The sequence below is a fragment of the Paenibacillus sp. FSL R7-0204 genome (genome assembly GCF_038002225.1).
Taxonomy (GTDB): Bacteria; Bacillota; Bacilli; order Paenibacillales; family Paenibacillaceae; genus Paenibacillus_AQ.
This window is the reverse complement of the sequence record NZ_JBBOCA010000001.1, coordinates 4,905,059-4,926,977: the sequence shown is the minus strand read 5'-3', so window position 1 is coordinate 4,926,977 and position 21,919 is coordinate 4,905,059. Positions and strand designations below refer to the sequence as shown.

At 54.8% G+C, this 21,919-nt stretch carries 14 protein-coding genes; all 14 read left to right on the top strand.

What is annotated here, in order from left to right; translation table 11 throughout:
- Positions 1–176 precede the first annotated feature (176 nt).
- The 14 genes from MKX42_RS21795 (at position 177) to MKX42_RS21730 (ending at position 21,439) form a co-directional block, all read left to right on the top strand.
- The gene (locus MKX42_RS21795) at positions 177–1,568 is read left to right on the top strand and encodes an ABC transporter substrate-binding protein (RefSeq protein WP_340754541.1); all 1,392 of its coding nucleotides are present in this window, start codon (positions 177–179) and stop codon (positions 1,566–1,568) included.
- 117 nt (positions 1,569–1,685) lie between these two features.
- Positions 1,686–4,580 carry an extracellular solute-binding protein gene (locus MKX42_RS21790; protein ID WP_340754539.1) on the top strand — a complete coding sequence of 965 codons (2,895 nt, stop codon included), beginning with the start codon at positions 1,686–1,688 and terminating at the stop codon, positions 4,578–4,580.
- Between the two features lie 18 nt (positions 4,581–4,598).
- Positions 4,599–5,564 (top strand): carbohydrate ABC transporter permease, encoded by a 966-nt coding sequence (locus MKX42_RS21785; protein ID WP_209992410.1) that lies wholly within the window; start codon positions 4,599–4,601, stop codon positions 5,562–5,564.
- Complete coding sequence (locus MKX42_RS21780; protein WP_340754536.1) at positions 5,561–6,442, top strand: carbohydrate ABC transporter permease; 882 nt, start codon at positions 5,561–5,563, stop codon at positions 6,440–6,442. The genes MKX42_RS21785 and MKX42_RS21780 overlap by 4 nt, the downstream gene beginning before the upstream one ends.
- Before the next feature lie 18 nt (positions 6,443–6,460).
- Positions 6,461–7,921 carry a hypothetical protein gene (locus MKX42_RS21775; RefSeq protein ID WP_340754533.1) on the top strand — a complete coding sequence of 487 codons (1,461 nt, stop codon included), beginning with the start codon at positions 6,461–6,463 and terminating at the stop codon, positions 7,919–7,921.
- Complete coding sequence (locus MKX42_RS21770) at positions 7,918–8,544, top strand: YIP1 family protein (RefSeq protein WP_340754531.1); 627 nt, start codon at positions 7,918–7,920, stop codon at positions 8,542–8,544. Before MKX42_RS21775 ends, MKX42_RS21770 begins: the two co-directional genes overlap by 4 nt.
- A 14-nt stretch (positions 8,545–8,558) precedes the next feature.
- Positions 8,559–11,123 (top strand): DUF5696 domain-containing protein, encoded by a 2,565-nt coding sequence (locus tag MKX42_RS21765; RefSeq protein WP_340754529.1) that lies wholly within the window; start codon positions 8,559–8,561, stop codon positions 11,121–11,123.
- Positions 11,120–12,025, top strand: coding sequence for a carbohydrate ABC transporter permease (locus MKX42_RS21760; RefSeq protein ID WP_340754527.1), 906 nt, complete (start codon positions 11,120–11,122; stop codon positions 12,023–12,025). The genes MKX42_RS21765 and MKX42_RS21760 overlap by 4 nt, the downstream gene beginning before the upstream one ends.
- Before the next feature lie 16 nt (positions 12,026–12,041).
- Positions 12,042–12,989: a carbohydrate ABC transporter permease gene (locus MKX42_RS21755; protein ID WP_340754526.1), complete on the top strand. Its 948-nt coding sequence runs from the start codon at positions 12,042–12,044 to the stop codon at positions 12,987–12,989.
- A 19-nt stretch (positions 12,990–13,008) separates the two neighbouring features.
- On the top strand, positions 13,009–14,268 hold the full coding sequence (locus MKX42_RS21750) for an endo-1,4-beta-xylanase (protein ID WP_340754524.1): 1,260 nt from the start codon (positions 13,009–13,011) through the stop codon (positions 14,266–14,268).
- Positions 14,269–14,504: 236 nt separating this feature from the next.
- Entirely contained in the window at positions 14,505–16,178 is a 1,674-nt protein-coding gene (locus MKX42_RS21745) for an extracellular solute-binding protein (RefSeq protein ID WP_340757761.1), read from the top strand.
- Between the two features lie 33 nt (positions 16,179–16,211).
- Complete coding sequence (locus MKX42_RS21740) at positions 16,212–17,969, top strand: sensor histidine kinase (RefSeq protein ID WP_340754522.1); 1,758 nt, start codon at positions 16,212–16,214, stop codon at positions 17,967–17,969.
- Positions 17,947–19,581, top strand: a complete 1,635-nt coding sequence (locus MKX42_RS21735) for a response regulator (RefSeq protein WP_340754520.1) — start codon at positions 17,947–17,949, stop codon at positions 19,579–19,581. Before MKX42_RS21740 ends, MKX42_RS21735 begins: the two co-directional genes overlap by 23 nt.
- Positions 19,582–19,732: 151 nt before the next feature.
- The gene (locus tag MKX42_RS21730) at positions 19,733–21,439 is read left to right on the top strand and encodes an RICIN domain-containing protein (RefSeq protein ID WP_340754517.1); all 1,707 of its coding nucleotides are present in this window, start codon (positions 19,733–19,735) and stop codon (positions 21,437–21,439) included.
- Positions 21,440–21,919 lie beyond the last annotated feature (480 nt).

The window sequence follows — 21,919 nt, the reverse complement described above, 5'->3', positions numbered from 1 at the left end:
TTCTTGCACCAGGCTCCATTTGTTTACCTGATCGAAATCCGGTTGCCCGGTGGATAAGGACTTGCGGACCCGACCTATAATTTGACAGGTGAACACCTGAAGTTAGACGGGTTGCTGCCTGAAAATGTAAGCGCTAAACTTTCGAGGTAAGTCATTCATACTTGGGGGGACAGATCATGCGGGCAAAAAAAGTAATGTCAGTATTCATTAGTATGTTGTTATTAGCTGCAACAACGGCTTGCGGCGGCGGAGCAGGGAACGGCGGGAACGCCGGAGGGGGAGCATCAGCCCAGCCGGCGGCAGCCACGGAGGCTCCGGCAGCTGAAGCCACTGCGGAAGCTACAGAGGCTGCAGAGCCGAGCAATGCTACACCGGAAAAGGATTTCGATATGGGCGGCAGAACGATCAAGATTGTCTCCTGGTGGGATATGAAGATTCCCGAGGACAATCCTGACAATATCCAGCGCTCGAAGAATCTGAAGGAATTGATGGCCAAGCATAATTTCAAGGTTGAATATGTAGCGCTGGATTTCGGTGAATACCAGAAGAAGGTAGTGGCTTCACTGGTCGCCGGTGAACCGCTTGGCGATATTGTCAGAATGGGCAAGGGATATATGATTCCGGTGCTGACGAAGCAGGATATGTTCTGGCCGGTTGACGAGTACACCAAGAATGAGAATGCCTTCAATCAGCGGATGACTACGGAATTCTCGCAATATGAGGGCCGGGGCTATGGCTTCTCGGAGAATGCGGGCAACCTGATCAGCGGGGTATTCTATAACCGCACTCTGATGAAGAAGCTGGGCATGAAGCCGCTCCAGGAATATGTGAATGAGGATAACTGGAACTGGGAGACCTTCACCCAAGTCGCCAAAGAAGCGAACAAGGATACAGATAACAACGGAAAACTTGATGTTTGGGGCTTGGCCTCAGGCGGGTTCCTGGAGATGGCAATGGCCTCCAATGAGACCGATCTGACCATTGAGGACAAACAGAATCTCGATGATCCCAAGCTGCTGGAGGTCTTCAAGTTCATCGCTAAGCTGGGTGCTGAGAAGGTAGCGCGGCCGACTGAAGGCGGGGACTGGCAGGAACCGGCGCAGTTCTTCCGCCAGGGGAACACACTGATGTATGCGGGAGCAGATTATGAGGCGAACGGCTTCAAGACGGATATGAAGGACTATGACATCGGCTTTGTTCCTTTTCCAAAAGGGCCTAATGCTACCGAATACCACAGTGTGGAATCCAATGTCCAGTTCCTGACGATCCCGAAGAAGGCCGAGAATCCGGACCAGCTGCTGTATATCTGGGAGAAGATCAACGATATCGAGTCGATCTACGATTATCCTAAGCAGGCTTCCCTGGAGAGTACGTATGACAATGAGGATGATATCAACAACGCCAAGCTGGTCGAAGGCGGCATGCTGTTAACGAACCATAACACCTTCTCGACCATGCCGTACTACGAGATGATTGACGAGCTTAAGAAGGGAACCTCGGCATCTACTGTCATTCAGAAGTACAAGGCGAAGGTTCAGGCTTCTGTAGACGCGGTCTACAAAAAATAAACGGATACCCGCATGGAACAACAGTCCCCCGCGGACTGTTGTTCCCATTCTTGCTGAAATTAAGCTGGAGCTTGAAATATACCAACTTATGATCCATCGCTTAAGGGGAGGAGTACGTTGAATATTCGAATCAGGAACATAGCGATTATATTGGTTGTTGTCCTGCTGGCCGGGACGATCTGGATATTTAATTCCTCGGGGCAGCCTGTGCATTCCGACTCTCCCGCAGAAGGCAAGTTCACGGCAGCCGCGCAGGACGCCGCAGAAGGCAGCTATGAAGCCTATCTGAAGCAACACGGGGACGCTCCGCGCCCTGACCGGGAGATCCGCATCGAAGGGGAGATGTATTCCCCTGGCAGCGGAGATGCCTTTGAGGTGAAGCAGCAATTCGAGGGGCTTGACGGAACAGCAGTCATTACTCCGGAATCGGGAACCATCTCTTGGGAGGTGCCGGTTCCGGAATCCGGTCTGTATAACCTCCGGGTTCATTATTATCCGGTGGAAGGTAAAAGCTCGTCGGTTGAGCGTTCCCTCTCCATTAACGGGCAGGTGCCCTTCAAGGGAGCGGATACCTTGCTCTTCGACCGGGTCTGGGGGAACCGTGAAGAGGTCATTAAGCAGGATGACCGCGGCAATGATCTGCGCCCCAGACAGGTGGAGCAGCCGGTGTGGCAGTCCACGGTCATTGCGGACAGTGAAGGCTTCTATGAGGAGCCATATGCCTTCTATCTGGAGCAGGGAAACCAGACCCTGTCGCTGACCGCGCTCCGTGAGCCGATGGCCATTGATTATATTGAGCTGTTCCAGGACCGGACAGTGCAGTCTTACGCAGAGGCTAAGCAGCAGTATGAGACTAAGGGCCTTCAGCCGGTAAAAGAGCCTTATATCGAGGTCCAGGCCGAAGCGGCATCCGCCAAATCCTCACCGACCTTATACCCGTTATCCGACCGCTCCAGCCCGGCAGTGGTTCCTTATGCCGTCTCAAATTTAAGGATCAACACCATCGGCGGGGTGAACTGGAAGCTTCCGGGGCAATGGATCGAATGGGAGATTGATGTCCCTGAAGAAGGTCTGTACCGGATAGCGCTCAAGGAGAAGCAGAATCAGCTCCGGGGCGTCTATGCCAACCGCAGCCTGACCATTGACGGTGAATATCCGTTCACCGAGATGAAGCAGATCCGCTTCAATTACTCTCCCGGCTGGCAGATGAATGTACTCGGCGGGGAAGAGCCTTACCTGTTCCATCTTACACAAGGGACGCACAAGCTGAGACTGACCGTGACCCTGGGCGATATCGCGCCGCTGGTCCGCACCATCCAGTCCAGTGTCCTGACCTTGAATGAAATGTACCGCAATATTCTGGCGATTACCTCCAATAACCCGGATAAGTTCCGCGACTATCAGCTGGAGAAACGGATACCGGAGATGACCAAGGTATTCCGGGAGCAAGCGGAGATAATCCGCAGTGTCGGCGAATATCTGGAGCAGGCCACCGGAGAACGCAGCGATAAGGTATCAGTGCTGTACTCGATGGTCACCCAGCTGGAAGATATGGCTAAACACCCGGATACGGTAGCCAAACGGCTGGTCTCCTTCAAGACAAATGTCGGCGGTCTGGGGACCTGGATTCTTAGCGTGCGGGAACAGCCGCTAACACTGGATTCGCTGGTGGTCTCGGCGCCGGATAAGCCCCTTCCGTCTGCACAGGCGACCTTCCTCCAGAAGCTGAAGCATGAGCTGAGAGCCTATGGAGCCTCGTATACCGAAGACTACGACAGTATCGGTAACGTGACGAAGAACCAGAAGGCGATTACGGTCTGGATTTCGACCGGCCGGGATCAGGCTCAAGTGATGAAGAGCATGATTGACGATACCTTTACACCGGATACGGGCATCTCCGTGGCGCTGCGGCTGGTACCTCCGAACATTCTGCTGCCGGCAACCCTGGCGGGCGAAGGGCCGGATGTAGCCATGCAGATTGGCGAGGACCTTCCAGTGAACTATGCGATGCGCAAAGCATCGGCCGATCTGTCCCAGTTCGCCGACTTCAAAGAAGTGGCTGAACGCTTCCGGGACAGTGCGCTTACGCCTTATAAGTACAACGGAAGTGTCTACGGGCTGCCTGAGCAGCAGATCTTCCCGATGCTTTTTTACCGGAAGGATATTCTGCAGGAGCTTGGCCTGGAGCCGCCTGCTACGTGGGAGGAAGTCTACAATGTGGTCTCTGTTCTGCAGAGACATAATCTGGAGTTCTATCTTCCGCTGGAGGATACACTGAACAACGCGACGCTGGTGCCCAATGCGGCCTTCACCATGCTGCTCTATCAGAACGGCGGGCAGCTCTACACAGATGACCAGAAGCGAAGCGCGCTGAACTCGGAGACCTCCATGAGTGAATTTAACAAGTGGACCCAGTTCTATACCAATTATAAGTTCCCGGTGAAGGTGGACTTTCCGAACCGCTTCCGTACAGGCGAGATCCCGATCGGGATTGCCGATTATACCATCTATAACAGCCTGACGGTAATGGCGCCGGAAATCCGTAATTTGTGGGAATTCACAGTGGTGCCGGGAACGAAGCAGGCGGACGGCACGGTGGACCATAGCGTGGCCAGCCATACAACCGGCGTCATGCTGCTGGAGAATGCCAAGGACAAGGATTCGTCCTGGGAATTCATGAAGTGGTGGACAGACAAGGACACGCAGGTCCAGTACGGCCGGGAAATGGAAGGGCTGATGGGCGCGGCGGCACGTTATCCGACCGCGAACATTGAAGCGCTGGAGGAGCTGCCGTGGCCGGTGAAGGATTACAAGGAGCTGGAGAGCCAGTGGCAATGGGTGAAGGGTAACCCTCAGGTTCCGGGCGGGTACTTCACAGGCCGGCATCTGGACAATGCGTTCCGCAAGGTGGTCAACGGGAAGGTGAATCCGCGTGAAGCCCTGTCGGATTATCTGATCTACATTAACGATGAAATTCAGATCAAACGGAAGGAATTCAAACTTCCGTATTAGGTTGGAGGCTGCAAGCTGATGGTACAAATACACAATACCACTGAACCAGCCTTGCAAGGGCTGGCTGGCGGTCCGCTCAAGGAATCCCGCCTGGCGCAACTATGGAAAGATATCAAGAAGAGCAAGCATTATTATTTCATGATGAGTCCCTATATGATCATCTTCTTCCTGTTCACGGTGATCCCGGTGGTCGTCTCCTTCGGGCTGAGCTTCTTCTACTTCAATATGCTGGAGACGCCGAGATTCATAGGCTGGGAGAACTATTCCAGGCTGCTGCTGGGCGATGATGTGTTCATGATCGCGCTGAAGAACACCTTTCTGTTCGCTGTCATCACAGGCCCGTTAAGCTATATTGCATGCTTCCTGTTCGCCTGGCTGATCAATGAGCTGTCGCCCTTTGTCCGGTCGCTGATGACGCTGGTCTTCTATGCGCCTTCCATCTCGGGCAATGTGTTCTTCATATGGCTGATCGTCTTCTCGGGAGACAGCTATGGTTATCTCAACGGTTTCCTGATGAAGATCGGGGTGCTGCTGGAGCCGATTCAATGGCTGCAGAACGAGAAGTACATTCTCGCCATTGTCATTATTGTGCAGCTCTGGCTGAGTCTCGGCACAAGCTTCCTGGCGTTCATCGCCGGACTTCAGACCGTGGACCAGACGCTGTTCGAGGCGGGAGCGATGGACGGGATCAGGAACCGCTGGCAGGAGCTGTGGTTCATTACATTGCCGTCCATGCGTCCGCAGCTGATGTTCGGCGCGGTCATGCAGATTACCGCCTCCTTCGCGGTGGCTGAGGTTTCCATTGCACTTGCTGGCTTCCCGAGCGTCAACTATGCGGGACATACGGTGGTAACGCATCTGATGGATTACGGGACACTGCGCTTTGAGATGGGCTATGCCTCTGCTATTGCTACCATTCTCTTCGCAATTATGCTCGGAACTAACATGATGACCCAGAAGCTGCTCAGAAAGGTGGGTGAATGACCCTGTATTCAAGAGTGATAGGGGCCCTTCGCCCTCAAAAAAGACTGAACCGGTCCTTTGCTGTCAGCTTTATGCTCTTCGGCCTGCTGCTGGGCTTCGGTGCGTTCATGGTTCTTCCGCTGATCTACACGGTGAACAATGCCTTTAAGCCGCTGGATGAGCTGTTCATCTTCCCGCCGAGATTCCTGGTGCGGAACCCGACGCTGGAGAACTTCACCGATCTGATGGTGATCATGGGCAATTCCTGGGTGCCGTTCACCAGATACATTGCGAATACACTGCTGATCACACTGGTAGGAACCGCAGGACATATCCTGCTGGCGTCGGCAGCGGCGTATCCGCTGGCCAAGTTCAAATTCCCGGGCTCAAGCGTCCTGTTCAAAATTGTAGTGCTGTCCCTGATGTTCTCGCCGCATGTTACGGCAATACCGAACTATCTGGTCATGTCACAGCTGGGGTGGATCAATACCCAAGCGGCGATTATCGTGCCGTCACTGGCCTTCTCGCTAGGTTTGTTCCTGATGAAGCAGTTCATGGAGCAGATCCCGGATGCACTGATTGAGGCGGCCAAAATCGACGGTGCGAACGAGTACCGCGTGTTCTGGCAAATCGTAATGCCGAATGTGAAGCCGGCCTGGCTGACGCTGATGATTCTGCAATTTCCGGCGCTGTGGGGTACCGATGGAGGAAGCTTCATCTACAGTGAGAACCTGAAGACACTTCACTACGCACTCAGCCAGGTCATCCAAGGCGGGATTGCGCGTGCCGGGGTCGGAGCGGCAGTCGCTCTGCTGCTGATGACCGTGCCGATTCTGTTGTTCATTATTTCACAGAGCAGTGTCATCCAGACGATGGCCACATCCGGTATGAAAGAGTAGAGAGGAGGAACGGTGACAATGGTCGCAAGGATAAAGAAACTGAGAACCGGTCTGCTGGCCTTGTGCTGCCTGGTCAGTCTGGGGCTTGGCGGAGAGCTGGCCCTGGCAGAGAGCGCAGCCCCTTCCTACAATTATTCATACTGGGGGAATGCGGTGGCGGCTCCGTCCGCCTACGAGGCTACTAAGCTCATCACGGGTGCCAGCTCCGGTGCGGGCCCATTCAACAATCCGCAGGATATTCAGGTTACGGCGGATAAGCAGATCTATGTTCTGGATAGCGGAAATAACCGGTTTGTAATACTGGATCAGGACTACAAATCCGTCAAGGCGGTAGACGCATTCCAGTTCAAGGGGAAGGCGGAGAAGTTCAACAATCCGCAGGGTATCTATGTGACGCAGCAGAAGGAAGTATATGTCGCGGATACGGGCAATAAGCGTATCGTCCATCTCGACAGCAGCTTCAAGGCTGTGGGGATCATTGAAGCCCCGAAGTCCGAGCTATTGCAGGCGAACTTTGAATTTCAGCCTGTCCGTGTTGCTGTAGACAAGGCGGACCGCATCTATGTGATGTCAGCCGGCGTCTTCGACGGATTCATGGAATTCGGGGCGGATGGTGTGTTCAAATCGTTCATTGGCGCGAACCGGGTGCATGTCGATGCGGTGGAGTATTTCTGGAAATCGATCTCCACCAAGGCGCAGCGCGAGCAGATGGTCATGTATACGCCAACCGAGTTCACGAATCTGGACATTAATGACGAAGGCTTTCTGTACGCTACCAACGGTGACGATTACGGGGACCCGATCAAGAAGCTGAATGCGCAGGGAGCAGATATTCTGCGGAGAGAGGGCTATTACAAGCCCAGCGGTGATCTGCTCTACTCCACGCGCTCAGGCGGTGCCCCGCGGCTCGTGGATATTGATGTGAGCGACAGTGAAATATACGCAGTGCTGGATGCCAGCCGGGGCCGGGTGTTCACGTACAACGGGGACGGCTATCTGCTGTACATTTTCGGCGGAATCGGTAACCGTCTGGGCGAATTCAACACTCCGGTTGCCATTGAGCATAGCGGTGACGATATTCTGGTGCTGGACCAGGCACTGGGTGAGATTACGGTATTCCAGACCACAGAGTACGGAAGAACGCTGAACAGTGCAGTACGCAGCTACTATAACGGTGATGAGGAGCTGGCCTCCCAGGAGTTCAGCAAGGTCGTCAACTTGAATGCGAATATGGAATATGCATATGCGGGTATAGGCAAGGCGTATCTGCGGCAAGGCGAGTACAAGGAATCGGCGGAGTATTTCGAGCGCAGCATGGACCGGACCAACTATTCCAAAGCGTTCCTGCTCTACCGTAAAGAAGTGCTTCGGGGACATTTCTCCACCATTATGACGGCTCTGATCGCACTGTTAGCCCTATGGCTGGGCCTGAGAATGTACCGGAAAATGAAGGCCAGAAAGAAGGTGGAGCTCCATTGAACAGAGAAGCGCTGCAACATCCGCTGTATGTGATGGTTCATCCGTTCAACGGATACTGGGACCTCAAATATGAACGCAGTCAAAAAACCAGTCTGATCATCTCCTTCGGCATTCTGTTTATGCTGATTCTGACGAATGTTCTGGGCGATCAATACAGCGGATTCCTGGTAAACATGAATAATCCGCGGTATCTGAACAGCCTGCTGGAAGCGGTCTATGTGCTGGTTCCTGTTCTGTTCTGGTGTGTGGCGAACTGGTCGCTGACCACGCTGATGGACGGGGAGGGGAAGTTCGTGGAGATTTTTATTACCACCTGCTTCGCACTGCTTCCGATCGTGCTGATTAATTTCCCATGGATCTGGATCAGCAATTTCATCTCGGCCCAGGAGAGCTCTTTTTATTACTTTTTCAAAAACTTTGCCATCCTCTGGTCGGGACTGCTGCTGTATGTGGGCATTATGACCGTTCATCAGTTCTCCCCGTCCAAAACGATCGGGACGATTCTGCTGACGCTGCTCGCTATGGCCTTCATGGCTTTCCTGACCCTGCTGTTCTTCAGTCTGGTTCAGCAGATGATTGCATTCGTCTCGACCATATACCAAGAAATTGTCTTGAGGAGATAGGAGGAGGACCGGGAATGAGGAAGCCGTTAATCATGCTGCTCTCGATTCTCTTCAGTATGAGTGTGCTGGCTGGCTGTTCGGCATCAAGTTCAGACAGCCAGGCCAGCGGGCATGAACCGAATCTTGAAGTGTCCTTTACGGAAGGGAGCGCGCTGAAATCTGCCTTCACTGATACTGGGGTGAGCGGGATGACAGGTGTGCTCGAGAACGCGCAGCTCCGCCTGTTCATGGATGAAGCTACCGGAGGGATCGCCGTCAAGAATCTGTCGGACGGGACGGTCTGGTACAGCAACCCGCTGGACCGTGAAGCGGATGCCAAGGCCAGCGGGGATAATAAAGACCTGCTGTCCGCGCAGCTCAAGCTGGATTTCTATAACAACCTGGGTCAGGTCAGCTCTGTGAATTCATATACGGACAGCGTGGCCCATAAGCAAATGAAGCTGGAACTGACGCCTGAGGGCGTCAAGGTCTTCTACCAGTTCGGAACGACCGCTGCAACAGCGGAGGACCTGCCGATGAAGATGGGCAAGGAGCGGTTCGAGGAGAAGATCATGAGCAAGATGGATAAGACCGGGCAGCGGACGATGAAAATTGCCTACACCTTCGATGAGGAGAACGGAGTCTATACGCGAAACGATGAAGCGCTGAAGGGGCTTCAGCTGGAGCGGACGCTGAAGGGCTTCGAGAAGGCGGGATATACCGAGGAGGATCTGCAGCAGGATATCGCCGAGAACAACCTCAGCCAGACCAAGCCTGCGCCGCGTATTTTCCAGCTCGCCATTGAATATGCCCTGGACGGGGACCAGCTGGTCGTCAAGGTTCCGTCAGCGGATATCCGCTATCCTGCGGATTATCCGGTGAATGACATCTCCCTGCTGAGCTTCCTGGGTGCCGGAGGGAGCAAGGATTCCGGGTCCATCCTGGTGCCGGACGGCTCAGGAGCGCTGATTCATTTCAACAACGGCAAGACCCGTTATCCCGCTTATAAGCAGGCGGTGTATGGTGTGGACGGGACGATGGAGACCACGGATGCCTATGCGCAGCAGCAGGAGGTCAAGCTGCCGGTGTTCGGCCTGATCCGGGAGGAAGGCGCCATGCTGGGCATTATTGAACAAGGGGCTTCTCTTGCCACCATCAACGCAGATACCAGCGGCAGATTGAACGGATACAACTATGTGTATCCGAGCTTTACTCTGATTGCCAAGGGAGATCTTACCCTGACGTCAAGCGATCAGAACCGCACCCTGCCGAAATTCCAGCAGGAGCCGCCCAAGACAGATTACGTTGTCCGTTATGCGTTCCTGAGCGGAGAGGAAGCTTCCTATCCGGGCATGGCGCGTTATTACCAGAGCTATCTGGCGAAGCATGGCGGACTGCCTGAGGCACAACCGGCCGCTTCCGCAGAAGCACCTATGAATACGCCGTTCTATCTGGAGCTGGTGGGCGGAATCACGAAGACCAAGCATGTCCTGGGCATTCCTTATCAATCGCTGGAGGCACTGACCACCTTCGAAGAGGCCGAGAGCATTCTGAAGCAGATGAAGCAGCGCGGCATTGATAATATCAGGCTGAAATATGCCGGTTGGTTCAACCGGGGCCTGGATCACAAGGTGCCGGACCGGCTGTCGGTGGATAAGGCAATCGGCGGCAGCAAGGGGCTGAACCGGCTGGCAGCATACGCCAAGGAGCAAGACATTGAGCTCTTCCCTGACGTGGCACTGCTGCGGGCGAACCAGACCTCAGGCTTCCGGATTAACCAGAAGGCTTCCCGGATGCTCAGTGAGATTCCGGCAGCCGTCTATCCATACAATATGGCCTTGAACCGGCGGGACCGTTCCTTTACCCCAGCCTATATTATTTCGCCAAGCAGGATCGGCGGATATGTCGATGCCACGCTGAAGGAGATAGCGCCGTTTCAGACCGGCGGCATCTCGCTAAGGGATATGGCCGATCAATTGAACAGCGATTTCCGCAAGAACCAGGAGATTGACCGGTCTGCGTCCGAACAGATATCGGTCCAGTCGCTGGAGAAGATCACCGGAGCGTCCATGCGCATTCTCGCGGACGGCGGGAATGCCTACGCCCTTCCGTATCTCTCTGACATTACGGATGCTCCGGTGTCCAGCAGCCGGTTCAAGCTGGAGGATGAGGAGATTCCGTTCTATCCGATGGTGGTGCGGGGATATGTGAATTACACCGGCAAGCCTTTTAACCTGTCCACGTTCACGAATCCAAGGCAATATATCCTGAAGAGCCTGGAGTATGGCTCCGGCCTCTATTATGAATGGATGTATGCGCCTAATTACAAGGTGAAAGATACCGACTTCGATAACCTGTATGCGGTCCATTATGAGCAGTGGATCGACCAGGCGGCTGAGATATACACCGAAGTGAACGGAGTGATGAAGAACGTTCAGCATCAGCGGCTGACCGGTCATGAGAAGCTGGCAGACGGTGTCTATAAAAGCACTTACGGTAACGGGATGTCTGTCATCGTCAACTACAATAAGACCGCAGTCCTTGCAGAGGGCCGGACGGTTGAGGCCGAAAGCTATATTACGGGTGGTGAGCAATCTTGAAATCCATACTTAGACTGGACCGCAGATCCTACAATGAGCAAAAGGCATTAATGGGCTTCTTCTATGTGCTGCCCTGGCTGCTGGGGTTCATCTTCTTCTTCCTGATTCCGTTGTTGTCTTCGCTGCGCTACAGCTTAAGCTCGGTGCAGGCCAATTCCGACGGACTGATTGTTCATTTCAGCGGCTTCCAGAATTATGTGGAAGCGCTGACGGTGAATACCGAATTCAACCGCTCGCTGGCCGATGCCATTATGAATATGGTCATCAATGTGCCGCTGATCGTGATCTTCAGCCTGTTTCTGGCAGTGCTGCTGAATCAGAAATTCATCGGCCGCTCGCTGGCCCGCTCGATCTTCTTCCTGCCTGTCATTCTGGCCTCCGGAGTCATTTTGAGCCTGGAGAGCACCAGCCTGATTCAGGCGGTCAACGATCAGAATGCCGGTGCGGGAGCGATTCAGGGACTTGGCACCTTCGAGCTGGAGGGGCTGATGCTGGACGCGGGCTTAAGCGAATGGGTAGTGAACTATCTGACCAGCGCCGTGAGCCGCATCTATAGTATTGTGAGCCAGTCCGGCGTACAGATTCTGATTTTCCTGGCCGGCATCCAGACCATCTCGCCGCAGCTGTATGAGGCGTCCAAGATGGAAGGGGCAACCGGCTATGAGGCCTTCTGGAAAATCACTTTCCCGATGGTCAGCCCGCTCATTCTGGTAAATTCTATCTATACGATTATTGATTCCTTCTCGAATAACGCCATGACTGACCTGATCCGGGAGACCGGCTTCACCCAGTTCAACTTCGGTCTAAGCTCTGCGATGGCCTGGCTGTATTTCGCCGCAGTGGCCTTAATTCTGGCCGTCAGCAGCTATCTGATCTCGAAGAAGGTCTTCTACTATGATTAAAGGGAGGATGGGACTAATGCATGCGACCCGCTTACTGTCGCTCGAACACTGGAAGAAATGGGTATGGTCCTTCGTGCGGCTGACGCTCATTGCAGGCCTGTCGTTCGTGATCCTCTATCCGGTGCTCCAGAAGATATCCACGGCCTTTAAGGCCAAGAGCGATCTGTATTCGCCGATTGTCGTCTGGCTTCCCGAGAATTACACGCTCGACAATTTCGTCAAAGCGATTGGAATTATGGATTACTGGCAGGCCTTGCTGAATACCTTCAGCCTGTCGGCACTGACTACGATCTTGACCGCCATCTCCTGCGCGCTTGCAGGGTATGGCTTCGCCCGCCTGAAGTTCAAGGGAAGCCAGCTGCTGTTCGCCGGAGTCATATTGACCATTCTGGTTCCGCCGATCACAATTCTGATTCCGGTCTACCTGAATTTGAAGGATTTCAGCCTGATGGGGCTGATTCCGCTGCTGACCGGCAAATCGGTGAATCTGCTCAACACCTACTGGCCGTTTATTCTAACCTCTGCTACGGCGAACTCGCTGAAGGCGGGGCTGTACATTTTCATCTTCCGGCAGTTCTTCCGGGGGATTCCCAAAGAGGTGGAGGAAGCGGCTTATATCGACGGGGCCGGGGTAGGCAAGACCTTCTACCGGATTATGCTGCCTAACGCGATACCGTCTATTGTTACGGTGCTGCTCTTCTCGTTTGTGTGGCAATGGAACGACAGCTTCTTCACCACGACCTATCTGACATCCAGCAAGGTGATGGCGACCCAGCTCGGCTCGCTGCCGTATAATCTGCAGATTCTGCTGGAGGACGGCGCCAATTCCAAGGCCGATCCGTTCTACCTCAGCATGGTTCAGGATACAGGGATTCTGCTGGCGATTCTGCCGCTGATCATTATCTACCTGTTCGTGCAGCGGTATTTCGTAGAGAGTATTGAGCGTACCGGAATTGTCGGTTAACCATAGAAGGAGGATGACTGTGCGCCAAAATAACAGAACAAGCACTCCGGCCAGACTGGCACGGAGTATAGTCTTCGCAGCGGCGCTTCTAGGGTTATCCGGTTGCTCCGCTTCTGGCGGGGATGCGGCTCCGGCTGCCCCCTCGCCGGAGCCGCAGGAGAGTGCAGTGTCATCCCCGGCCGCTTCACCTGCCGGGACTCCGGCAGCTTCCGCTACAGCTTCGGCTGAAGCTGCGGCGGAAGCTCCGGTGCAGCAGGAGGCCGCACCGCTGGCGGCAGCCTATGCGGATTACTTCCCCATAGGCGCCGCGGTGGAGCCGGACCAGACAGAAGGAGCCACGGCAGAGCTGCTGAAGCGGCATGTGAACTGGTTAGTGGCCGAGAATGCCATGAAGCCGGATGCGATTGCGCCGGCTGAGGGCACCTTCACCTGGGAACGGGCCGACCGGATCGTCGCCTTCGCGAAGGCGAACGGCATGGGGCTGCGCTTCCACACCCTGGTGTGGCACAGCCAGACCCCGGAGTGGTTCTTCCGGGATGAAGCCGGCCGGGCGATGGCGGATGAGACCGATGCGGCGAGGCGCGAAGCGAACAAGAAGCTGCTGCTGAAGCGGCTTGACAGCTACATCACCGCTGTTGTCAGCCGTTACAAGGACAACATCTCCTCCTGGGATGTAGTGAATGAGGTGATTGAGCCGAACGACCCTGACGGTATGCGGGCCAGCGACTGGTACAAGATTACCGGTACCGGATTCATTGAGACCGCCTTCCGGGCGGCCCGTAAGGCTGGAGGACCGGAGCTTAAGCTGTACATCAATGATTACGGCACAGAGAGTCCGGAGAAGCGGGACCGGCTCTACGAGCTGGTCAAGGATATGCTGGCGAAGGGAGTGCCGATTGACGGGGTTGGCCACCAGACCCATATTAATCTGGAGTATCCTTCGGTGGAGAGCATTATCCAGTCCATGGAGAAGTTCCATTCCCTGGGCCTGGATAATCAGATCACCGAGCTGGATATGAGCCTGTATATCTATAATGATCTCAGCGATGTCGGCCCTGTAGTTCCTGAGGATATCCTGCAGCGGCAGGCAGCGCGGTACGGCGAGATATTCGCTGCTCTAAGAGACCGGAAGGAGCTTGTAAGCGGGGTCATGTTCTGGGGCATTGCGGATGATCATACCTGGCTGAGCACCTTCCCGACCGAGCGGACCGAGGCCCCGATGCTGTTCGACAGGCAGCATCAGCCCAAACCGGCCTTCCAGGCGGTCACCGATTTCTAAAAATATAAGAATTTATATGTTGCACACGATAACTTATCCTTCTATTTCCCGCTGAAACGGTACCGTCCTTAAAAAGGACGGTAAAGCCGTTTCCACTTGATTGGTAAAGAACGGGTAAGCCAAACAAGAATTGCACCTTACAATTCCTTTATTTTTGCCGGGATAATATAATATTCTGGTAGTAATAATCTTGCAAAGTGAGGTTGCAACTGGTGCCCATAACATTCAAGAACACAATGGCCTGGACTGTCGCTGCGTGCATGGCCGTACAACTGTTGACCGCTTGTGAGAGGGGCGATAGCCTTGCGGAGCGTTCTCCGGTCCCTGAGGGACAGCCGGGGAGCGCTCCGCTCTATGAGGAGCCGGGTCTAAGCAAATATGATCCGCCGATTCAGCTGTCGTTCGTACGTGAGAACAACGATGCACTGGAAGAAATACTGAAGGAATTGCCGGGGGAGTCGCTGGAGCATAACCGCTGGACCGAGCTGTATGAAGAGGTGCTCGGTATTAAGATTACTTATGATTGGACGGAGTGGAGCTCCATCTACTCCCGTAAGCTGGGGGTATCTCTGGCCTCCGGGGATATCCCTGATATTGTGCGGGTGAATGCTTCACAGCTCAGGGTGCTGAGCAATGCAGGGCTGATCCAGGACCTGAGCGGAGTCTATGACGAGTATGCAACCCCGTTAACCCGCAAGGTGCTGAGCGAGGAAGGGACAGGTCCGTTCGAGACGGCTACCCTTGACGGCAAGCTTATGGCGATCCCTGAGACCAATTCCTCCATTGAGGGCGCGATGTTCCTGTGGATTCGGACGGACTGGCTGGAGCGGCTCGGCATGCAGCCGCCGCAGACGATGGCAGAGGTGCTGGCTATTTCGAAAGCGTTTACGCAGCAAGATCCTGACGGTAACGGCAGGCACGATACCTACGGCCTTGCGGCAACCAAATATCTGTGGGACCCGGTCATGGGACTTACCGGATTTATGGCCGGTTATGGTGCTTATCCAGGAATCTGGATTAAGGACAAGACCGGCAAGCTGGTCTATGGAGGTATCCAGCCGGAGGTCAAGCATGCCCTGCAGGTGCTTCAGGATTTGTACCGGACGGGACAGATTGACAGGGAATTCGCCTTCAAGGACGGGGTCAAGGCCAGTGACTGGATTGAGCAAGAGCAGGTCGGAATGATGTACGGGGAGCAGTGGGGCTCCTTCCTCGTGCAGGTCAGCCGTGAGCATAATCCGCAGGCCGAGTGGCAGGCCTTCCCGCTGGTCTCGGAGTCCGGGGCCGCGCCGAAGGTGCCGCTTCCGTTCAGCACCAACCAGTTCCTGGCGGTCAAGCAAGGCGTCCAGCATCCTGAAGCACTGATCAAGCTGATTAACCTGCATCTGGAGAAGAACTGGGGGACTACGAGTGAGGTGGAACGGTATTATAACGCTCCGCAGGCGGTGTGGAAGCTGTCGCCGGTGACGCCGTTTCCGGTGCAGAAGAACCTGGAGGCCTTCCGGGAGCTGGAGACCTTCCGGCGTACCGGCGACGCCTCCTTGCTTCAGGATGAAGCGAAGACGATCCAGAAGCGGATTGCCGCTTACGAGGCCGGAGGTGCGGACAGCGAGACAGGCTGGGGCTGGGAGCGGACGTATGGGCCTTCGGGCGCTTTTTCCATCCTGGACGGGTATGAGCGCAAATCTCAGCTGCTCTATGAGAGCTTCGTCGGTGCACCTACAGAGACGATGATCGAGAAGCAGAATATTCTAAATAATCTTCAGATTGATGCCTTTCTTGATATCATTCAGGGCAGACCGATAAGCGAGTTCGATAATTTCGTGGCACAGTGGAACAAGCTGGGCGGCGAGCAGATTACGGCTGAGGTCAACGACTGGTATGCAGAGAAGGGCGGGAGCGGCAAATGATCGGGCATGAGGAGAGCAATGGAGGCGGTACACGTGCTTAAGTTTCCTGCGGTGTCGATGCGCCACACTATTTTTATCCGGATGGTTGTCACTTATCTGGCTATTATTCTGCCGATTCTGCTGCTTGGACTCTACCTCTACAACTGGAGCTACAGAAATGCAAGCCAGGACCTGTCCAGAGCGACTCTGTCGCAATTAACCTATTATCTGGAGGACCTGAACCGCGAGGTGGAGTGGATGGAGATCCAGCAGTATGATCTTGCCCAGGATACCGAGCTGAACAAGATTGCTGTCACCTGGAATTACATGGATGATGTTCAGAAGCGGGAGAGCCTGAACTACATCACGCAGCGGCTCACCTCCCTGAAGAACAGCAGCGCCTATATCGGCGATGTGTTCGTTCATATCCGTACCATTAACAAGACGCTGTCCGCGATGAACGGCATTGATCAGTTTGACAGCAGCAAGTTCAATTTCTTCCAGACCGTCGATCTTAGAAAAGAAGGGCGGCTGATTAACTGGAACAACTTCCTGGAGCTAAGCGTTACCCAATCCAGCGGCAGGAAGAATGAGCCGCCGCTGTTCATCGTTCAGATTGAGCTGGACAACGAGAAGCTGAGGGATTCGCTCCGGTCGATTAACGCGTACGAAGAAAGCGGCTCACTGCTGGTCTCACGGCTGACAGATTATGCACTCGGTACAGAGAACAGCTCCCCGGAGCTGATTGAGAGCTATCACCAGGCGGTTGATGATGGGAACCTGTACAACTGGGAGCTGGACGGGATCCGGTATCATATCGACAGCTTCACCTCCGACAAGCTGGGGATGGCTGTTGCCACGTATTTGCCGGAGAAGGCGGTCAAGCGCCCGCTGACCAAGTTCGTGGTCTGGGCGTGGCTGTTCGCGGCGGTATCCTTCCTGGCGGTGCTGATCTATTCTTACGCGACCTATAAGTTCGTCCAGAAGCCGCTGCTTGTGCTGATCCGCAGCTTCAAGCGGATGGAGAGCGGCTCGCTAGATATTCAGATTGACCATGGCCGCAAGGATGAATTCGGCTATCTGTATCTCCGGTTCAACCAGATGCTCAGTAGGCTGCGAATGCTGATCGACCAGGATTACACCCAGAAGCTGATGATGCAGCGGGCGGAGCTGAAGCAGCTCCAGTCGCAGATCAACCCGCATTTCCTGTATAACAGCTTCTTCATTCTCAGCGCTCTGGCGAAGCAGGGGGACAGTTCCCGGATTGAGGAGTTCGCGGGCATGCTGGGCGAATATTTCCGGTTCATCACCCGTAACGGAGAGGATAATGTCCGGCTTGCGGAGGAGACGCGCCATTCGCGGATGTACACGGAGATTCAGAAGATGCGCTTCTCCAGGCGCATTCAGGTTCAGTTCGATGAGCTGCCGGAAGCCATGGAGGAGCTGCGGGTTCCGCGCCTGATTCTCCAGCCGATTATCGAGAATGCCTATGAGCATTGTCTGGAGAAGCAGGCGGAGGATGGGGAGCTGCGGGTTTCTTTTGAACAGGATGAACGGGAGATCCGCATTATTGTTGAGGATAACGGAAGCGGGTTGACCGATGAACGGATCGAGACCTTGAGAAGGCGGCTGAATCAGAACGGCGGCACGCATGAAGTCACCGGCATGAGCAATATTCACCGGCGCATCCAGTTAATCTACGGGGAAGGCAGCGGCCTGTTCCTGTACAGAAGCACATTGAACGGCCTCCGGGTTACAATCCGGATCAGGCTCACGGGAGGTGAAGGTCTTGTACAGACTATTGATCGTTGATGATGAAGAGATTATAACGGACGGCTTATACGAGGCGTTCAACCAGCTGCTTCCGGACAAGCTTGATGTCTACAAGGTCTATTCGGCAAAAGCAGCCTTGGAGTGGCTCTCGCGCACCCGGATCGATATTGTGCTGACGGATATCCGCATGCCCGGCATGAGCGGGCTGGAGATGTCTGAGCAGATCCGGGAGTTTTGGCCGCGGTCGCGGATTGTTTTTCTGACCGGCTACAGCGAATTCGATTACGCCTATAGTGCGCTGCAGCTTCCCGGGGCCCGTTATCTGCTGAAGACGGAAGGTTTCGACAAGATTATTGAGACGGTGCAGGAGGTGCTGCAGGAGATTGAGCAGGGCAATATGCTGAGTGAGCTGCTGGAGCAGTCCAGGGAGCAGCGTGATTCCATGGAGACGGCGGCGCAGGGCGAGTATCTCCGCCATCTGCTTCAGGACAGTCAGGCCTTGTGTGCGGATACGGACACGTTACGTGCAGATTTCAGCAAGCTGGGCATCACTCTTAAGGCAGAATCCCCGGTGATGCTCGTTCTTGGACGGCCTACATACCCGGAAGGCATCTCTTACATGGACCGGCGCGAGCTTCTGACCTCTTCCCGCCTGATCTGGAATTCCTATCTGGCGGAAATGACCCGGCATGTCTGGATGCTTGACAGACACGGGGATCTCTTGTGGCTGCTGCAGCCTCTGCATAATGCTGAGGCTGCCTTCGGCGGGAATTTCGCACGGTATCTGGAGGGAACGCTGGAGATGATTCAGGATTCCTGCCGGCAGACGCTGGGCCTGCCGGTTGCTTTTACCGTCAGCGGTTCAGCCTGTGCCTGGACAGAGACCGGCCGCCATTACGAGCGGCTTCACCGGCTGCAGCAGATGAAGATCGGGGACGGCATCTCTATGGTGCAGATTGACCGCAGCGGACCGCCCGAGCCTGACGTAATCCGTGAGACGGGGGTCCGGCTTCACCAGCGGGTGGAGAATCTTGCGGCCCATCTGGATGCCGGACGGCGGGAGCGGTTCGCGGAGACGCTGGAGGAAATCCGGGAAGGCATTCATTCGGGCGTCTCTGTGGAAGAAGCGGCCGAGCTGTATTATACGGTTGCCCTTGTGCTGCTGTCCCATATGAACCGCTCGGAGCTCTACAGCCTAGTCAATGAATACGGCAAGCTGATGCGGCTGGACGAACATTCGTCCCTTGGGGAGGGCATCTATTATCTGGAGAGGCTGGCCTCAGATCTCTTCGAACGGAGAAGCACAGCCGAGAAGGAACGCTCCTCGGAGGTCATTGAGCGGATCTGCGATTATATCCACAGCCATTTGGGCGAAGACCTGTCTCTGGTGCGGCTGGCCGAGCTCCATTATTTCAATCCGTCGTACCTGTCCCGCTTCTTCAAGCAGGAGCAGGGCATTAACCTGTCAGAGTACATCGATCAATGCCGGGCGGTCAAGGCGAAGGAGCTCCTGGGAAATGAAGTGCTCAAAATCCGCGATGTAGCCATGTTTGTCGGCTATGAAGCCCACCATTCCTTCACCCGGTTCTTCAAAAAAATGACGGGAATGACCCCCCAGGAATACAGGGAGTCTCTGCATATAAATTTATAATTTGTTAGTGTATTAACTATAATCTGTAAGTCTATCAACTATAATCACACAGGTTTCCGCCCGTCTCCGCGCAGAGTACAATTCAGATGTATTCGCTTTCATTAAGACGGCATCCGCCGATTTCACGTTCATGAGAAGGAGATGGGTATCTGTGAGAAAAAGGAAGTTAAGCTTATCCATGAAGTTGCTGGTGATGCTGGCCCTGCTGTTGACGCCGATGCAGTCCGGCGGCGGCCCTGCAAGCGCTTGGGAGGGTTCGCCTGTTCCCAAGCTGCATGTAAGCGGCAATCAGCTGGTGAACAGCAGCGGGCAGCCTGTGCTGCTTAGCGGCTGGCATCAGCCTACCGGGGCTTACTGGACTTATCAGAACAGCAATTATTATCTGAACCGCAACGGCGGGAACCGGCATAAAGCTACTCTGGAGTACCTGAAGGAGATCACGGATACCTTCACCAGCACCTCCGGCAAATACGGCAACAGCCACGGCTGGTACTCGAATCAGGTTCGCCTGTTCATCGACCGGGAGGATATGGGCGATGTCGCAGCAGGAACGTATAACTTCGCGGGCCTTCAGGCAGTTACCCAGAATCTGATCATTCCTTATGTAGAGTATGCGAAGACGAAGGGGCTGTATGTCACGCTGGGGCTGGACTTCACCCTGCTGGACAATAAGGCGACCACCCAGGCCAATCTGGACAAGTTCAATCAGATCTGGGGTTACCTGGCCTCACAGCCTGGCCTCAAGAGTGCGGATAATGTGATGTTCGAGCTGGTGAACGAGCCGGTGCTGAGCGATGTGAACGGACAATGGGGCGGAAATCCCTCCCAGCCGAACTTCGCGGCGTTCTGGAATTCGCTGAAGAACTTCCAGAACTCGATGATCTCGACCATCCGCAGCAAGGGCGCGGACAATGTGATCTGGGCTTCAGGACTAGGCTGGGATCAGCATTATCAGCTGACGGCATCCAGTCCGCTGACCGATCCGCTTAACAATTACGGGTATGCCGTTCACTGGTACCCGGGCTATGGCGCGTATGACAATTTCAATTCACTTCAGCAGATCTGGGATAGCAGCATCAAGCCAGCGGCCGATGCTTACCCGATCAATATTACTGAAACCACCTGGTTCAAGAATCAGCCGGGCGACTCCTCATATTGGGATCTGTTCAACGGTACGAACGCAGGCTTCGGCAAGAATACCAAAGCGATCTTCACTGCCGCCGGCAATGTCAGCATTGCCGTCCATATGAACGGCTTCCTGCTCGACCCCGGTCCTAAAAGCTCCTTCGCCGATCCGGACGGCGGATTGCTCTATGACGGCAATACGGTCCGCGACGGCATGGCGCGCTTTATCTTCGAATGGTACTACGAGCGGGCACAGTTCAACCCCTGGAACGGGGTGTGGAACGGAGTCACCAACAATGCGAAGTATAAGCTGATCAACCGGGCGTCAGGCAAAGCGATTGATGTTCCGAACGGGCAGAATACGAACTCCCTTCAGCTCCAGCAGTGGCCGGAGAACACCGCGCTGGCTCAGCAATGGACAGTCACGGATATGGGCACGTACAATAATATTTACCGGCTGCGCAGTGTGAACTCCTCTGACAACAAGGTGATGGATGTGCGTAACGGGTCGAAGAATAACGGCGAAGCCATTCAACTGATGCAGGATTTGAACAACACCGCCCAGCAGTTCCGGCTCATCAAGCTGAGCAACGGCTACTGGAGCATTCTCAATGTGAACAGTAACAAGGCAGTCGAAGTCACAGGAGCCTCCACCGCAGACGGCGCGAAGCTCCAGCAGAACCTCTACCGCGGCGACCTGCACCAGCAATGGAAGCTGGTCCAGGTGAACTAGAGCTTTATGGTAAGAGCCCCCTTCTCCATCTGCAGGGCGGTCCGGGACAGTACCGGATTGCCGCGCGGGGAAAGGGGGCTTTTTTGAGCGTGCGGGAGGTGCGAGTGCCGTATGTAGTCGAAAAACCGATTACATTGGGCAGGATGGAGGCGTGCGGGCGAAATGTAATCGCAAAACCGATTACATCGGGCGTGTGTGTAGGCGCGTGGGCGAAATGTAATCGCAAAACCGATTACATTCGGCGCTGCGGAGGCGCGTGGGCGAAATGTAATCGCAAAACCGATTACATTCGGCGCTGCGGAGGCATGTGGGCGAAATGTAATCGCAAAACCGATTACATTTAGCGCTGCGGAGGCGTGCGGGCGAAATGTAATCGCAAAACCGATTACATCGGGCGTGTGCGGAGGCGCGGGAGACGGGTGGCGGAGGCTGGAGCGCCGGGCGGAAATGTGCGGAGGGAAACAATTGCCTTTTATACAC

Excerpts from the sequence above, each read along its gene's own strand:
- MKX42_RS21795 (WP_340754541.1), top strand. The coding sequence starts at position 177 with ATGCGGGCAAAAAAAGTAATGTCAGTATTCATTAGTATGTTGTTATTA.
- MKX42_RS21785 (WP_209992410.1), top strand. The coding sequence starts at position 4,599 with ATGGTACAAATACACAATACCACTGAACCAGCCTTGCAAGGGCTGGCT.
- MKX42_RS21780 (WP_340754536.1), top strand. The coding sequence starts at position 5,561 with ATGACCCTGTATTCAAGAGTGATAGGGGCCCTTCGCCCTCAAAAAAGA.
- MKX42_RS21775 (WP_340754533.1), top strand. The coding sequence starts at position 6,461 with ATGGTCGCAAGGATAAAGAAACTGAGAACCGGTCTGCTGGCCTTGTGC.
- MKX42_RS21765 (WP_340754529.1), top strand. The coding sequence starts at position 8,559 with ATGAGGAAGCCGTTAATCATGCTGCTCTCGATTCTCTTCAGTATGAGT.
- MKX42_RS21755 (WP_340754526.1), top strand. The coding sequence starts at position 12,042 with ATGCATGCGACCCGCTTACTGTCGCTCGAACACTGGAAGAAATGGGTA.
- MKX42_RS21745 (WP_340757761.1), top strand. The coding sequence starts at position 14,505 with ATGGCCTGGACTGTCGCTGCGTGCATGGCCGTACAACTGTTGACCGCT.